Below are 13,799 nucleotides of genomic sequence, written 5' to 3'. Positions count from 1 at the left end.
CATGACCAGTAACTACCGCCATATAACTGTGCTGCTCGACGAGGCTGTCGAAGGGCTGGCTGTGCGCGCGAGTGGCTGCTACTTAGACGGTACCTTTGGTCGCGGCGGGCATAGCCGGTTGATCCTGGAAAAGCTTGGTTCAGACGGTCGCCTGCTAGGGTTTGATAAAGATCCCCTGGCGATTGCCACGGGGAATGCGCTAGCGGCCGAAGACGGCCGCTTTGTCGTTGTGCAGCGCAGCTTTGCCGAGTTGGCTGATGAGCTCGCGCAGCGCGATCTAGCCGGCAAGGTCAGTGGTATTCTGCTCGACCTGGGCGTGTCTTCGCCGCAGTTGGACGATGCCGAGCGCGGCTTCAGCTTTATGCATGACGGCCCGCTGGACATGCGCATGAATCCGGATGCCGGTGTCAGTGCCGCTGAATTTATTGCCAGCGCCGCCGAGGAAGAAATTGCCCGGGTCTTCAAGGAATACGGCGAAGAGCGCTTTGCCAAACGTATGGCTCGCGCTGTAGTGCTGCGCCGCGCCGAGCAGCCGTTTGAGCGTACCGCCGACTTGGCTCAGGTGCTGACCGTAGCCAATCCGGCCTGGGAAAAAGGCAAGAACCCGGCAACGCGTGCCTTTCAGGGGCTGCGCATCTATATCAACAACGAGCTGGGCGATCTGGAGAGCGGCCTTGATGCGGCCTTGGAAAGCCTGGAAGTGGGCGGTCGTCTGGTCGTAATCAGCTTCCACTCGCTGGAAGACCGCATCGTCAAGCTGTTCATGCGCAAGCACGCCAAGGGCGAGATGGACACGTTGCCGCGTGACCTGCCGATTATCCCGAAAGCCTTCGAGCCGCGTTTGAAGCTCATCGGTAAGCCGGTATTCGCCTCCGAGGCAGAGCTTGCGGCCAATCCACGCTCGCGCAGTGCGGTGATGCGCATTGCCGAGAAGGTGCGATGAGCGCGCTTTTCGCCAAGCCTTTGCCAGGTGGCAGCTTATTCATGCTGCTGCTGTTTCTGGCTGTGTTGGTGTCTGCGATTGGGGTGTCTTACAGCGCCCACTGGAATCGCCAGCTGCTCAATGATCTGTATGCCGAACTCAGCGTGCGCGACAAGGCTCAGGCCGAGTGGGGCCGGTTGATCCTCGAGCAAAGTACCTGGACCGCACATAACCGCATTGAGGCGTTGGCCACCGAGCGTCTAGGTATGCGTATCCCCGATGCCGCTGAAGTCCGCATGGTGGCGCCATGATCGGCCTCGAAGGCGCGCTCTATCCATGGCGCTTTCGCTTAGTGCTGCTGTTGCTGGCGCTGATGGTGGGCGCTATTGCCTGGCGTATTGTCGACCTGCAGGTATTCGATCAGCGCTTTCTGCAGGCTCATGGCGACGCGCGTAGCGTGCGCCATATCCCGATTCCCGCACACCGCGGGCTGATCACTGACCGTAACGGCGAGCCGCTGGCCGTTAGCACGCCAGTGACCACCCTGTGGGCCAATGGTAAGGAGCTGCAAGGCGGCAAGGCCAAGTGGAATGAGCTGGCGGCCGCGCTGGGGCAAGATCCCAAGGCATTCGGTGTGCGCCTGCAAGCCAATGCCGAACGTGAGTTTATGTACCTAGTGCGCGGGCTGACGCCTGAGCAGGGCCAACGCATTCTCGATATGAAAGTGCCAGGTGTATATGGCATTGAAGAATTCCGCCGCTTCTATCCTGCGGGTGAAGTGGCTGCCCATGTCGTGGGCTTTACCGATATTGATGACCGCGGTCGTGAAGGCATGGAGCTGGCCTTCGAGGATTGGCTGGCCGGCGTGCCCGGCAAGCGTCAGGTGCTCAAGGACCGGCGCGGTCGGCTGATTAAAGATGTACAGGTTGCGCAGAATGCCAAGGCCGGTAAGACCTTGGCATTGTCGATTGACCTGCGCCTGCAATACCTCGCCCATCGTGAATTACGCAATGCGCTGCTTGAGTTCGGTGCCAAGGCCGGCAGCTTGGTCATGGTGGATGTGCGCACCGGTGAAGTGTTGGCAATGGTCAACCAGCCCACCTATAACCCGAACAATCGCCGTAATCTGCAGCCCGCAGCGATGCGTAATCGGGCGATGATTGATGTGTTCGAGCCCGGCTCAACCATGAAGCCGTTCTCCATGAGTGCTGCTCTGGCCAGTGGTCGCTGGAAGGCCTCGGATACCGTCGATGTTTACCCAGGCACTCTGCAGATCGGCAAGTACACCATTCGTGACGTCTCGCGCAGCAGTGGTCCGCTTACTCTCACCGAGATTCTGATCAAGTCGAGTAACGTCGGCATGAGCAAGATCGCGTTTGATATCGGTGGCCAGTCGATCTTCGAAGTGATGCAGCAAGTCGGCTTGGGCCAGGACACTGGGCTCGGCTTCCCAGGTGAGCGTGTTGGTAACCTGCCGAACTACCGTGAGTGGCGCAAAGCTGAAACGGCCACGCTGTCTTATGGCTATGGCTTGTCGGTAACGGCTGTACAGTTGGCCCATGCCTATTCGGTGCTGGCCAACAACGGCCGCAGCACGCACCTGTCCCTGGCGCGTGTTGACCGTAAACCCGATGCCGTCCAAGTGATCCCCGAAAATATTGCAGTGACCATGCAGGGCATGTTGCAGCAAGTCATTGAAGCCCCTGGTGGGGTTTACCGTGCCAAAGTGCCGGGCTACCACGTGGCTGGTAAGAGCGGTACGGCGCGCAAGGTTTCAGTGGGTAGCCGTGGCTACCGGGACAATGCGTATCGCTCACTCTTTGCCGGTTTTGGCCCGGTCAGCGACCCGCGTATTGCCGTGGCCATTGTGATCGATGAGCCGAGCCAGGGCGGTTACTACGGTGGCCTGGTCTCCGCGCCGGTATTTGGCAAGGTCATGGCCGGTGCCCTGCGCCTGATGAACGTCGCCCCAGACAACCTGGTAGAGCCGCAAACCGCTGCCGCCGAAATTACTAAAGGAGGGCGTATCTGATGCCTATGCCCCTCAGCAAATTGCTGCCCGAAGCCACCAGCTCCACCCTGATCCGCGAATTGACCCTGGACAGCCGTAAGGTTCGTCCTGGTGATTTGTTCTTGGCTGTGCCCGGCACCCAGCAGGACGGTCGTGTGCATATCGCCGATGCCATTGCGCGTGGCGCTGCCGCCGTGGCCTTTGAAGCTGAAGGCGCGGCTGACATGACGGCCAGCAGCAGTGAATTGGTCGCGATCAAAGGCTTGGCGGGCCAGCTTTCGGCGATTGCCGGGCGTTTCTACGGTGAGCCAAGCCGTGGTCTGAACCTGGTAGGTATTACCGGCACTAACGGCAAAACCAGTGTCAGCCAGTTGTTGGCTCAGGCGCTGGACCTGCTGGGTCAGCGCTGCGGTATTGTCGGCACCCTCGGCAATGGCTTCTACGGTGCGCTCGAACAAGGGCTCCACACCACGCCGGACCCCATCGGCGTGCAGGCCACCCTGGCCGATATGAAAAATGCCGGTGCCCGTGCGGTGGCGATGGAAGTCTCGTCCCACGGCCTGCATCAAGGGCGCGTGACTGCGCTGGCGTTTGATGTGGCGGTGCTGACCAACCTATCCCGCGACCATCTGGATTATCACGGTTCGATGCAGGCTTACGCCGAGGCAAAAGCTGCGTTGTTCGCCTGGCCGGGTCTGCGCTGCCGGGTGCTTAACCTGGATGATGCCTTTGGCCGTGAGTTGGCGGGTGCTGTGCATGAGTCGCGCCTGATCAGCTACAGCCTGGAAGACGCAAGCGCGTACCTGTATTGCCGCGATGCGCAGTTTGACGAGCAGGGCGTACGCGCCACGCTGGTCACCCCGCGCGGCGAAGGCAGCCTGCGCAGCTCGCTGCTCGGTCGCTTCAACCTGAGTAACCTGCTGGCGGTGGTCGGTGCGCTGCTCGGCCTGGATTATGCGCTGGACGAAATTCTCAAGGTGTTGCCGCAGCTGCAGGGCCCTATTGGTCGTATGCAGCGTTTAGGTGGCGCCACTGCGGGGCGCGCCAAGCAGCCGTTGGTGGTCGTTGATTACGCGCACACCCCGGATGCCCTGGAAAAGGTTCTCGAAGCTCTGCGCCCGCACGTCAAGGGTCGCCTGCTGTGCCTGTTTGGTTGCGGTGGCGATCGTGACAGCGGCAAGCGCCCGCTGATGGCCGCTGTGGTTGAGCGCCTGGCCGATGCGGTGTTGGTCACCGATGACAACCCGCGCACCGAAACCCCGGCACAGATTTTCAGCGATATCCGCGCCGGCTTCGTCAGCCCCGAGTCGGTGCAGTTTGTTCATGGCCGTGGCCAGGCGATTGCCCAGCTAATTGCCGCTGCCAGTGCCGATGATGTGCTGGTATTGGCCGGCAAGGGCCATGAGGACTATCAGGAAATCAACGGCGTGCGTCAGCCGTTCTCCGACCTAGTCGAAGCTGCTAATGCGTTGGCCGCATGGGAGGTGGCGCATGCTTAAGCCGCTGCTATTGAGCGAAGTGGCTCGGCCGTTGAGCGCGCAGGTTATCGGTGCGGACGTGGCATTCAGCGCCGTTAGTAGCGACAGCCGAGCGATTCAGCCGGGTCAGCTGTTTGTCGCCCTGGCTGGCCCGCGTTTTGATGGCCATGACTACCTGGCAGAAGTTGCCGGCAAAGGCGCAGTGGCCGCTTTGGTTGAGCGTGAGGTGGCAAATGCACCGCTACCACAGATGCTGGTGGCCGATACCCGTCTAGCCCTCGGCCAATTGGGTGCGCTCAATCGCCAGGCGTTTAATGCCCCTGTGGTGGCGATTACCGGTTCCAGCGGCAAGACCACGGTCAAAGAAATGCTTGCCAGTATTCTGCGCGAAGGCCTGCAAGGTCCGGTGCTGGCGACCCGTGGCAACCTGAATAACGACCTCGGCGCGCCACTGACTCTGCTGGAGCTGGCGCCTGAGCATGTTGCCGCCGTGATCGAACTGGGCGCCAACCATGTCGGCGAAATTGCCTACACCGTGGGCCTTACCCAGCCGCAGGTGGCCATCATCAATAATGCCGGCACCGCTCACGTCGGTGAGTTCGGCGGGCCAGAGAAAATTGTTGAAGCCAAGGGTGAAATTCTCGAAGGCCTGAGCGACAGCGGTGTGGCCGTGCTCAACCTCGACGACAGGGCTTTCGCCATTTGGCAGCAGCGCGCCAAGGATCGCAGCGTTCGCTCGTTTGCCTTGGGTAATCCGGCAGCGGACGTTTATGCCGCTGAGCTGGCGCGCGATGTCCGTGGTTGCTCGACCTTTACCCTGCATTGCGCCAGCGGTCAGGTGCGTATTCAGCTCAACCTGCTAGGCGAGCACAATGTGGCTAACGCCCTGGCCGCAGCTGCCGCCGCGTTGGCGTTGGAGATTGCGCCTGCTGCGATCAAAGCCGGGTTGGAAAAATTGCAGCCGGTCCAAGGCCGAACCGTCGCGCAGATTGCGCCGAATGGCCTGCGAGTGATCGATGATAGCTACAACGCCAACCCGACCTCCGTGTGCGCCGCCATCGATATCCTCGCCGGTTTTCCGGGGCGGCGGGTGCTGGTGCTGGGTGACATCGGCGAATTGGGTGAGTGGGCTGAGCAAGGCCATCGCCAGGTCGGCAACTATGCCCAAGGCAAGGTCGACGCACTGTTTGCCGTGGGCCCCCTGATGGCTCATGCCATTGACGAATTCGGCAGCAAGGGTCGGCATTTTGCCGACCAAGCCAGCCTGATTGCTGCGCTGCAAAGCGAGCAGGGCGACACCACTCTTTTAATTAAAGGTTCACGCAGCGCAGCGATGGAGAAAGTTGTCGCGGCCCTGTGTGGCATATCCGGGGAGATTCACTAATGCTGCTGCTGCTGGCGGAATACCTGCAACAGTTCCACAAGGCTTTTGCAGTGTTTCAGTACCTGACGCTGCGCGGCATCCTTGGCGTGCTGACGGCGCTGGCATTGTCCCTGTGGCTTGGCCCGTGGATGATCCGCACTCTGCAGATTCGCCAGATCGGCCAGTCGGTACGCAACGATGGCCCGCAGTCGCACCTGTCGAAAAAGGGCACGCCAACCATGGGTGGTGCGCTGATTCTTTCTGCTATTGCCGTTAGCACCTTGCTTTGGGCTGATCTGTCCAACCGTTATGTCTGGACCGTCCTGGCCGTGACCCTGCTGTTTGGCGCCGTTGGTTGGGTTGATGACTACCGCAAAGTGATTGAGAAGAACTCCAAGGGCCTGCCGAGCCGCTGGAAGTATTTCTGGCAGTCGGTGTTTGGCCTGGGCGCCGCACTGTTTCTGTATATGACGGCGCAAAGCCCGGTGGAAACCACCCTGATTCTGCCGATGCTCAAGGACTTCAGCCTTGAGCTGGGCCTGGGCTTCGTGGTGCTGAGCTACTTCGTGATTGTCGGTTCGAGCAACGCAGTGAACCTGACAGACGGCCTTGATGGTCTGGCGATTCTGCCCACCGTACTGGTTGGCGGCGCGTTAGGGATCTTCTGCTACCTGTCGGGCAACGTGAAGTTCGCCGAATACCTGTTTATTCCTTATGTACCGGGCGCGGGTGAACTGATTGTGTTCTGCGCCGCCCTGGTCGGGGCGGGCCTGGGTTTCCTCTGGTTTAACACCTACCCGGCGCAAGTGTTTATGGGCGACGTTGGCGCGCTGGCACTCGGTGCGGCCCTGGGCACCATCGCTGTGATCGTCCGTCAGGAAGTGGTGCTGTTCATCATGGGCGGCATCTTCGTGGTGGAAACCCTGTCGGTGATCATCCAGGTCGCTAGCTTCAAGCTGACCGGCAAGCGCGTGTTCCGCATGGCGCCGATTCACCACCACTTTGAACTGAAAGGCTGGCCCGAGCCACGCGTGATCGTGCGCTTCTGGATCATCACCGTGATTCTGGTGCTGATCGGCCTTGCCACCCTGAAACTGCGTTGAGGAACCCATGAGCCTGATCGCGTCTGACCACTTCCGCATCGTTGTCGGCCTCGGCAAGAGCGGCATGTCCCTGGTGCGTTTCCTCGCGCGCCAGGGCTTGCCGTTTGCCGTGGTCGACACCCGTGCCAATCCGCCGGAGCTCGCCACCATGCGCGAGCAGTTCCCGCAGGTCGAAGTGCGTTGTGGCGAACTGGACGTGGAGTTTCTCTGCCGCGCCAGTGAACTGCTGGTCAGCCCGGGTCTGGCCATCGCAACCCCGGCGCTGCAGGCGGCTGCGGCACGTGGGGTCAAGCTGTCGGGTGATATCGACCTGTTTGCTCGCTACGCCAAGGCACCGATCATTGCGATCACCGGCTCCAACGCCAAAAGCACCGTGACCACCCTGGTTGGTGAGATGGCCGCTGCGGCCGGTAAGAAGGTCGCAGTGGGTGGCAACCTGGGTACCCCAGCGCTGGATTTGCTGGATGACAGCATTGAGCTGTATGTCATGGAGCTGTCGAGCTTCCAGCTGGAAACCACCGACCAGCTCAACGCTGAAGTGGCGACCTGCCTGAACATCAGTGAAGACCACATGGATCGCTACGCCGATCTGCCGGCCTATCACCTGGCCAAGCACCGCATCTTCCGCGGCGCGCGACAGGTGGTGGTCAACCGTGATGACGCGTTGTCGCGTCCCTTGGTGGCCGATCAATTGCCGTGCTGGTACTTCGGCCTCGGCAAGCCGGACTTCAAGCGCTTTGGCTTGCTTGATGAAAACGGCGAGAAGTGCCTGGGCTACCAGTTCGCCGCCTTGTTGCCGGTGCGTGAGTTGAAGATTCGCGGCGCGCACAACCAGTCCAACGCCCTGGCTGCTTTGGCGCTGGGTCATGCCATCGGCCTGCCGTTCGAGCCGATGTTGGCAACCCTCAAGCAGTTTGCTGGCCTGCCGCATCGCTGCCAGTGGGTTGGCGAGCGTAATGCCGTGAGCTACTACGACGATTCCAAGGCGACCAATGTCGGCGCCGCACTGGCGGCCATCGACGGCTTGGGCGCGGATATCGACGGCAAGCTGGTGCTGATCGCCGGTGGTGATGGCAAGGGCGCGGACTTTTCAGCGTTGAAGGCTCCGGTCGGCAAGTTCTGCCGCGCCGTGGTACTGCTGGGTCGCGACGCTGAATTGCTGGCCGATGCGCTGGGTGATGCCGCGCCGCTGATCCGGGTCAAGACCCTGGATGAGGCCGTACAGCGTGCCGCCGAGCTGGCTGAGCAGGGCGATGCCGTGCTGCTGTCGCCGGCTTGCGCCAGCCTCGACATGTTCAAGAATTTCGAAGAGCGCGGACGTCTGTTCGCCCAGGCTGTGGAGGGGTTGCAGTGATGCTCGCCCGTCTGCTCGCCGCGCCATCGCCGCTGCATACCCGTAGGGGTATCGACCTGGATTTCCCGCTGCTCGCCGGTTGCCTGGCGCTGCTCGGCCTGGGTTTGGTGATGATCACCTCAGCGTCCTCGGAAGTGGCGGCGTTGCAGTCAGGCAATCCGCTCTATCACATGATTCGCCACCTAATTTATCTGGCCATCGGTCTGGGTGCTGCACTGGCGACCCTGCTGGTGCCTATGGCGCTGTGGCAGCGTTACAGCGGCACGCTGTTGCTGGTGGCGGTGGTGCTGTTGATCTTGGTGTTGCTGCCGGGCATTGGCCGTGAGGTCAACGGGGCCAAACGCTGGATCGGCCTGGGTATCTTCAACCTGCAGCCGTCCGAGTTGGCCAAGCTGTTTAGCGTGATGTTTATCGCCGCCTACCTGGTGCGTCGCCAGACCGAGGTGCGCGAGAAGCTCACCGGCTTTATCAAGCCGATGCTGGTGCTGGGGCCGATTGCCATGCTGTTGTTGGCCGAGCCCGACTTCGGCGCCACCGTGGTGTTGGTCGGTGCCTCGATCGCCATGCTGTTTCTCGGTGGCGTCAACCTGCTGCGTTTTATTCCGCTGGCCACTGGCGTGCTAGGACTTGGCGTGTGGGTGATGACCAGTCAGGCCTATCGCCTGGAGCGCCTGACCAACTTTGTTGACCCTTGGGCGGACCAGTACGGCGCCGGTTATCAGCTGAGCCAGGCGTTGATCGCCTTTGGCCGTGGCGAGTGGTTCGGCGTTGGCCTGGGCAACAGTGTGCAAAAGCAGTTCTACCTGCCGGAAGCGCATACCGACTTCGTGTTTGCCGTGTTGGCCGAAGAGCTGGGCATGGTCGGCGCTTTGCTCACCGTCGGCCTGTTCGTGTTTGTTAGCGTGCGCGCGCTGTATATCGGCCTGTGGGCGGAGAAGGCCAAGCAGTTCTTCTCGGCCTATGTGGCCTATGGCCTGGCTTTCTTGTGGATCGGCCAGGTGCTGATCAACATCGGGGTAAACGTGGGCTTGCTGCCGACCAAAGGCCTGACCCTGCCATTTCTCAGCTACGGCGGCAGCTCGTTGGTGATCTGCTGCATCAGCCTGGCGTTGTTGCTGCGCATTGAATGGGAGCGTCGCACCCAACTGGGTAGCGAGGATATCGACTTCAAAGAATCCGATTTCTTCGAAGGCCAAGCCGTCGAGGAGGCTCAACATGCGCGGTAATGTTCTGATCATGGCTGGTGGCACCGGTGGTCATGTATTCCCCGCGCTGGCCTGTGCCCGTGAGTTCAAGGCGCGTGGCTACAGCGTGCATTGGCTGGGTACGCCGCGTGGTATCGAGAATGAACTGGTGCCGGCGGCGGGTTTGCCGCTGCACCTGATTGATGTCAGCGGGCTGCGCGGTAAAGGCAAGCTGTCACTGCTGAAGGCTCCATTCCAGTTGATCAAGGCGTTATTCCAAGCCCGCAAGGTGATGCGTGAGCTGCAGCCGGTCTGCGTGCTGGGCATGGGCGGCTATGTCACCGGTCCGGGCGGCTTGGCTGCGAAGATGAGCGGTGCGCCGCTGATCATCCATGAGCAGAACGCTGTGGCGGGCACGGCCAACCGCAGCCTGGTGCCATTCGCCAGCCGCGTGTGCGAAGCCTTCCCCAATACCTTCGCTAACAGTGACAAGCGCCGCACCACCGGCAACCCGGTACGTGAAGAGCTGTTCCTGGCAACGCCGCGTGATTCGCTGCGCAACCGTCAGCCGCGTTTGTTGGTGCTGGGCGGCAGCCTGGGTGCCGAGCCGCTGAATAAATTACTCCCCGAAGCGTTATCGCAAGTGGCGGCCGAGCTGCGCCCTGAGGTGTTCCATCAGGCTGGTAAGCAACACGATGCAATTACCAGTGAACGCTATAGCGCGGCCGGCGTCGAAGCGCAGGTCGTGCCGTTTATCAAAGACATGGCGCGGGCGTATGCCTGGGCTGATCTGGTGGTGTGCCGCGCCGGCGCACTGACTGTCAGCGAGCTGGCCGCCGCGGGTTTGCCGGCGTTCCTCGTGCCGCTGCCCCATGCGATCGACGATCACCAGACACGCAATGCCGACTATCTGGCCAGTGCCGGCGCTGCCGTACTGCTGCCGCAACGTTCCACTGACGCCGCCACGCTGGCCGCGCAGCTGACCGAGGTTTTGATGCGCCCCGAACAACTCGTTGAAATGGGCCAAACGGCCCGCCGTCTGGCCAAGCCCGACGCCACCTGCACCGTTGTCGATATCTGTCTGGAGGTGGCCCGTGGCTAAGTCTCCCGCTGCTGCTCGTTCGGAAATCCGTCGTATGCGCCGTATTCGCCGTATCCATTTTGTCGGCATCGGTGGTGCGGGCATGTGTGGCATAGCCGAAGTGCTGCTTAACCTCGGCTATGAAGTGTCTGGCTCCGACCTGAAAATTTCGGCGGTCACCGAGCGCCTGGAAAGCTTCGGTGCGCAGATTTTTATTGGCCATCGCGCGGAAAACGCCGAGCAGGCCGATGTGCTGGTGGTGTCCAGTGCGATCAATACCAGCAACCCGGAAGTCGCTATCGCCCTTGAGCGGCGTATTCCGGTGGTACCGCGCGCCGAGATGCTCGCCGAGCTGATGCGCTATCGCCATGGCATCGCCGTTGCCGGCACCCACGGCAAAACCACCACCACCAGCTTGCTGGCCTCGGTATTTGCTGCGGGTGGCCTGGATCCGACCTTTGTGATTGGTGGTCGGCTGAATGCAGCCGGTACCAATGCTCAGCTCGGTAGCAGCCGCTACCTGATCGCGGAAGCCGATGAAAGCGATGCCAGCTTCCTGCATCTGCAGCCCATGGTCTCAGTCGTTACCAATATTGATATGGACCACATGAGCACGTACGGAGGTGACTTCAACAAGTTGAAGAAAACCTTCCTCGAGTTCCTGCACAACCTGCCGTTTTATGGCCTGGCAGTGATGTGCGTGGATGACCCGATCGTGCGCGAAATTCTGCCGCAGGTGGCGCGTCCTACCGTGACCTATGGCTTCGATGACGGTGCTGACGTACGGGCGATCAATGTGCGCCAGCAGGGAATGCAGACCTTCTTCACCGTGCTGCGCACAGGCCGTGAGCCGCTGGATGTGTCGGTCAATATGCCGGGCAACCACAATGTATTGAACGCCCTGGCGACCATTGCCATTGCCACTGATGAGGGCATCAGTGATGAGGCCATCGTCCAGGGCTTGTCCGGCTTCCAGGGTGTCGGTCGACGTTTTCAGGTGTATGGCGAGCTGCCGGTTGAGGGTGGCAACGTGATGCTGGTCGATGACTACGGTCATCACCCGCGTGAAGTCGCTGCCGTGATCAAGGCTGTGCGTGGCGGTTGGCCAGAGCGCCGTCTAGTCATGGTTTACCAGCCGCACCGCTTCAGCCGCACCCGCGACCTGTATGACGACTTCGTACAGGTTTTGGGCGATGCCAACGTGTTGTTGCTGATGGAAGTCTATCCGGCGGGCGAAGAGCCCATCCCGGGGGCGGACAGCCGTCAGCTGTGCCACAGCATTCGTCAGCGCGGCCAACTCGACCCGATTTACATCGAGCGCGGCGTCGACCTCGCCCCGATCGTCAAGCCGCTGTTGCGTGCCGGCGATATTCTTCTTTGCCAGGGTGCCGGTGATATCGGCGGCTTGGCCCCGCAACTGCTGCAAAGCCCGCTGTTCGCCGCGGCGCAAGGTAAGTCGAAATGAATGCCGATAGCTTGAAGTCTCAGTATCCGGTCAGCGCCTTCGGCCGCGTGGCTGTGCTGTTTGGCGGCAAGAGTGCCGAGCGTGAAGTGTCGCTGAAGTCCGGCAATGCCGTATTGCAAGCGCTGCAGGCCGCCGGCGTGGATGCCTTTGGTATCGATGTTGGGACAGATTTTCTGCAGCGCTTGGTCAGTGAAAAAATTGACCGTGCCTTTATCGTTCTGCACGGTCGCGGCGGTGAAGATGGGGCGATGCAAGGGTTGCTTGAGTGTGCCGGTATCCCCTACACCGGCAGCGGCATCCTGGCCTCGGCCCTGGCCATGGACAAACTGCGTACCAAGCAGGTTTGGCAGAGCCTGGGCCTCTCCACGCCACGTCATGCGGTGCTGGCCTCGGTCGCGGATTGCGAGGCGGCTGCGGCTGACTTGGGCTTCCCGCTGATCGTCAAACCGGCGCATGAAGGTTCGAGCATTGGCATGGCCAAGGTGGGTGACCTGCAGGCGTTGATTACGGCCTGGCAGGATGCCAGTGGTTATGACTCCCAAGTGCTGGTTGAACAGTGGATTGCCGGCCCGGAGTTCACTGTCGCGGTGCTGCGTGGTCAGGTGCTGCCGCCGATCGCCCTGGGCACGCCCCACAGTTTTTACGACTACGACGCCAAGTACCTGGCCAATGACACCCAGTACCGCATCCCCTGCGGCCTGGACGCCGGCAAAGAGGCTGAGCTTGTCGAGCTCACTGCACGCGCCTGCGAAGCGGTGGGCATTCAGGGCTGGGCCCGGGCTGACGTGATGCAGGATGGCGATGGTCGGTTCTGGTTGCTTGAAGTCAACACGGTTCCCGGTATGACCGACCACAGCCTGGTGCCGATGGCGGCGCAGGCAGCCGGTCTGGATTTTCAACAGTTGGTGTTGGCGATTCTTGCTGACAGCCTAGAGGCGCGGGGTTAAATCATGACGGCTAACGTGCGCCACCAGCCAGGGACTTCCCGCGCGCCTCTGCGCGGCAAGCCTGTGCCGCGCGGTGCCAGCCGTTTGGTGGCCAAGGAGCCGATCAGCCTGCGCGTTAACGTGCAGAAAACCCGGCTTGTTGGCTTTGGCACTTTGTTGAAGCGCCTGACCTGGCCGCTGTTATTGCTGGGTCTCGGTTACGGCACCTATGAACTGTCGTTGCGCGCCATGCCCTATGCCGACCAGCCGATCGCCAGAATCAACGTCGAAGGCGACCTCAGCTACGTCAATCAGCAGGCCGTACAGCAGCGCATTGCGCCTTACGCCAATGCCAGCTTTTTCAGTGTCGATCTGCTCAGCCTGCGTCATGAGCTGGAGTCGATGCCCTGGATCGCCAGCGCTCAGGTACGCCGTGTATGGCCGGATCAGCTAGTGGTGCGTCTGGAAGAGCAATTGCCGATTGCCCGCTGGGGTGATGAGGCGCTGTTGAACAACCAGGGTGAAGCGTTTGCGCCGTTGGAACTGGCCAATTATCCCCACCTGCCGCAGCTGTATGGCCCCAAGCGTGCGCAACAGCAGGTGATGCAGCAATACCAAGTGATCAGCCAGATGTTGCGTCCCGTGGGTTTTTCCGTGGCGCGCCTGGAGTTGCGTGAGCGTGGCAGCTGGTTCCTCTCCACCGGGCAGGGCATCGAACTGCTGCTGGGGCGTGACCATCTGGTGGAAAAAATGCGGCGTTTCACGGCCATTTATGACAAGGCCCTGAAAGAGCAACAAGCGAATATCGCGCGCATCGATTTGCGTTATGCCAACGGCCTGGCCGTGGCATGGCGTGAGCCGGTCGCGCCCACGGCGGCACCAACCGCTGTCGTGCAGTGAATCAGGAGAAAG

The 13,799-nt window shown here is 61.2% G+C and carries 12 protein-coding genes; all 12 read left to right on the top strand.

From position 1 onward, the window contains the following. Position 1 precedes the first annotated feature (1 nt). Genes rsmH through N1078_RS07080 form a run of 12 tightly spaced genes read left to right on the top strand, consistent with a single transcriptional unit; the run spans position 2 to position 13,787 of the window. Positions 2 to 943 (top strand): 16S rRNA (cytosine(1402)-N(4))-methyltransferase RsmH, encoded by a 942-nt coding sequence (rsmH, locus tag N1078_RS07135; RefSeq protein WP_274087512.1) that lies wholly within the window; start codon positions 2 to 4, stop codon positions 941 to 943. Next, positions 940 to 1,233, top strand: coding sequence for a cell division protein FtsL (gene ftsL / locus N1078_RS07130; protein ID WP_274087511.1), 294 nt, complete (start codon positions 940 to 942; stop codon positions 1,231 to 1,233). Before rsmH ends, ftsL begins: the two co-directional genes overlap by 4 nt. After that, complete coding sequence (locus N1078_RS07125; RefSeq protein ID WP_274087510.1) at positions 1,230 to 2,954, top strand: peptidoglycan D,D-transpeptidase FtsI family protein; 1,725 nt, start codon at positions 1,230 to 1,232, stop codon at positions 2,952 to 2,954. The genes ftsL and N1078_RS07125 overlap by 4 nt, the downstream gene beginning before the upstream one ends. Beyond that, complete coding sequence (locus N1078_RS07120; protein ID WP_274087509.1) at positions 2,954 to 4,432, top strand: UDP-N-acetylmuramoyl-L-alanyl-D-glutamate--2,6-diaminopimelate ligase; 1,479 nt, start codon at positions 2,954 to 2,956, stop codon at positions 4,430 to 4,432. Before N1078_RS07125 ends, N1078_RS07120 begins: the two co-directional genes overlap by 1 nt. Then, complete coding sequence (locus N1078_RS07115; RefSeq protein ID WP_274087508.1) at positions 4,425 to 5,795, top strand: UDP-N-acetylmuramoyl-tripeptide--D-alanyl-D-alanine ligase; 1,371 nt, start codon at positions 4,425 to 4,427, stop codon at positions 5,793 to 5,795. Before N1078_RS07120 ends, N1078_RS07115 begins: the two co-directional genes overlap by 8 nt. Next, positions 5,795 to 6,877, top strand: a complete 1,083-nt coding sequence (mraY, locus tag N1078_RS07110; RefSeq protein ID WP_274087507.1) for a phospho-N-acetylmuramoyl-pentapeptide-transferase — start codon at positions 5,795 to 5,797, stop codon at positions 6,875 to 6,877. The genes N1078_RS07115 and mraY overlap by 1 nt, the downstream gene beginning before the upstream one ends. A 7-nt stretch (positions 6,878 to 6,884) precedes the next feature. Beyond that, positions 6,885 to 8,231, top strand: a complete 1,347-nt coding sequence (gene murD / locus N1078_RS07105) for a UDP-N-acetylmuramoyl-L-alanine--D-glutamate ligase (protein WP_274087506.1) — start codon at positions 6,885 to 6,887, stop codon at positions 8,229 to 8,231. Continuing rightward, positions 8,231 to 9,457: a putative lipid II flippase FtsW gene (ftsW, locus tag N1078_RS07100; protein ID WP_274087505.1), complete on the top strand. Its 1,227-nt coding sequence runs from the start codon at positions 8,231 to 8,233 to the stop codon at positions 9,455 to 9,457. Before murD ends, ftsW begins: the two co-directional genes overlap by 1 nt. Beyond that, positions 9,447 to 10,517 (top strand): undecaprenyldiphospho-muramoylpentapeptide beta-N-acetylglucosaminyltransferase, encoded by a 1,071-nt coding sequence (gene murG / locus N1078_RS07095; protein WP_274087504.1) that lies wholly within the window; start codon positions 9,447 to 9,449, stop codon positions 10,515 to 10,517. Before ftsW ends, murG begins: the two co-directional genes overlap by 11 nt. Positions 10,518 to 10,551: 34 nt before the next feature. Continuing rightward, a complete protein-coding gene (murC, locus tag N1078_RS07090; RefSeq protein ID WP_274087573.1) occupies positions 10,552 to 11,961 on the top strand; it encodes a UDP-N-acetylmuramate--L-alanine ligase in 1,410 nt (469 codons plus the stop codon). Then, positions 11,958 to 12,908, top strand: coding sequence for a D-alanine--D-alanine ligase (locus tag N1078_RS07085; protein WP_274087503.1), 951 nt, complete (start codon positions 11,958 to 11,960; stop codon positions 12,906 to 12,908). Before murC ends, N1078_RS07085 begins: the two co-directional genes overlap by 4 nt. A gap of 3 nt (positions 12,909 to 12,911) precedes the next feature. Beyond that, entirely contained in the window at positions 12,912 to 13,787 is an 876-nt protein-coding gene (locus N1078_RS07080) for a cell division protein FtsQ/DivIB (RefSeq protein WP_274087502.1), read from the top strand. The last annotated feature ends 12 nt before the right edge of the window (positions 13,788 to 13,799 follow it).

The organism is Pseudomonas sp. MIL19, assembly GCF_028680365.1.
In the GTDB taxonomy this organism is placed as follows: Bacteria; Pseudomonadota; Gammaproteobacteria; order Pseudomonadales; family Pseudomonadaceae; genus Aquipseudomonas; species Aquipseudomonas spirodelae.
This window is presented reverse-complemented; position numbering and strand designations above follow the sequence as displayed.

Bases quoted from the DNA above. Each gene is read 5' to 3' on its own strand.
- rsmH (WP_274087512.1), top strand. From the start codon at position 2: ATGACCAGTAACTACCGCCATATAACTGTGCTGCTCGACGAGGCTGTC.
- ftsL (WP_274087511.1), top strand. From the start codon at position 940: ATGAGCGCGCTTTTCGCCAAGCCTTTGCCAGGTGGCAGCTTATTCATG.
- N1078_RS07125 (WP_274087510.1), top strand. From the start codon at position 1,230: ATGATCGGCCTCGAAGGCGCGCTCTATCCATGGCGCTTTCGCTTAGTG.
- N1078_RS07120 (WP_274087509.1), top strand. From the start codon at position 2,954: ATGCCTATGCCCCTCAGCAAATTGCTGCCCGAAGCCACCAGCTCCACC.
- N1078_RS07115 (WP_274087508.1), top strand. From the start codon at position 4,425: ATGCTTAAGCCGCTGCTATTGAGCGAAGTGGCTCGGCCGTTGAGCGCG.
- mraY (WP_274087507.1), top strand. From the start codon at position 5,795: ATGCTGCTGCTGCTGGCGGAATACCTGCAACAGTTCCACAAGGCTTTT.
- murD (WP_274087506.1), top strand. From the start codon at position 6,885: ATGAGCCTGATCGCGTCTGACCACTTCCGCATCGTTGTCGGCCTCGGC.
- ftsW (WP_274087505.1), top strand. From the start codon at position 8,231: ATGCTCGCCCGTCTGCTCGCCGCGCCATCGCCGCTGCATACCCGTAGG.
- murG (WP_274087504.1), top strand. From the start codon at position 9,447: ATGCGCGGTAATGTTCTGATCATGGCTGGTGGCACCGGTGGTCATGTA.
- murC (WP_274087573.1), top strand. From the start codon at position 10,552: ATGCGCCGTATTCGCCGTATCCATTTTGTCGGCATCGGTGGTGCGGGC.
- N1078_RS07085 (WP_274087503.1), top strand. From the start codon at position 11,958: ATGAATGCCGATAGCTTGAAGTCTCAGTATCCGGTCAGCGCCTTCGGC.
- N1078_RS07080 (WP_274087502.1), top strand. From the start codon at position 12,912: ATGACGGCTAACGTGCGCCACCAGCCAGGGACTTCCCGCGCGCCTCTG.